Annotated in this window: 2 protein-coding genes; both read left to right on the top strand. The window is 51.6% G+C overall.

From position 1 onward, the window contains the following. Nucleotides 1–309 precede the first annotated feature (309 nt). The gene (locus F2P46_RS36065) at nt 310–495 is read left to right on the top strand and encodes a hypothetical protein (protein WP_166882699.1); all 186 of its coding nucleotides are present in this window, start codon (nt 310–312) and stop codon (nt 493–495) included. A gap of 8 nt (nt 496–503) precedes the next feature. After that, on the top strand, nt 504–684 hold a 181-nt coding region (locus F2P46_RS37235), incomplete at its 3' end, for a hypothetical protein (RefSeq protein WP_208296928.1).

Genomic DNA, 684 nt, shown 5'->3' with positions numbered 1-684 from the left:
TGCCAGGCTTTGTTCGAGGTGGAAATCCAGTACGGCCAGTGAAGAACGATCATCATCAATCACAACCGTCATTGTCGGGTGACGGTAAAGCGGCAACTGGACTGGCATGCATGTCTCCTCGGGCGGCTTTTCAGTATATAGCGGAATGAAGTTACAAAAAAGGCCAATGTTGGATAAAAGCATTTATCACCAATTCTCACATTTTTTATAAAATAAAAAATTACAACAAACTCGCTAAATTGCAATATTATGTTGCAAGTGCTGGCGACGTGCCGGCGCCATTTTCCCCAAAAGCGCACCCGGAGCCCTATGAAAGAACTCAACAACAATCGCACGACGGATTTCTTCCTGCTGCCGTGCGCCCAGCCAATGGAACCATCTGTGAAGCGCCATTACATCGCAGCCTTGGTCGTGCTCGTCTGCGCAGTCGTTTATCTCAACGTCGCGCACTCCTCGCCCGCCCCTCTCAGCTGCCGCGCCGAGCTGTCCCAGTAGGGCCCCATATGTCGACTACCTATCGGGGTGTCCAAAAAGTGTTCCAGAATGAAATCGATCCACTGTGGGGACGCATTGAACAGTTATTGAAGGAACACGACATCTGCGCTATCGCCGCGTTCGTCATTCCGCTTACGCCGAGCACGGGCACTGTGGTCCTGTACGCAACACCGAACAAGGACGGCACCA

It is taken from the genome of Massilia sp. CCM 8734, from assembly GCF_011682155.1.
Lineage (GTDB): Bacteria > Pseudomonadota > Gammaproteobacteria > Burkholderiales > Burkholderiaceae_D > Telluria_A > Telluria_A rubra.
This window is presented reverse-complemented; position numbering and strand designations above follow the sequence as displayed.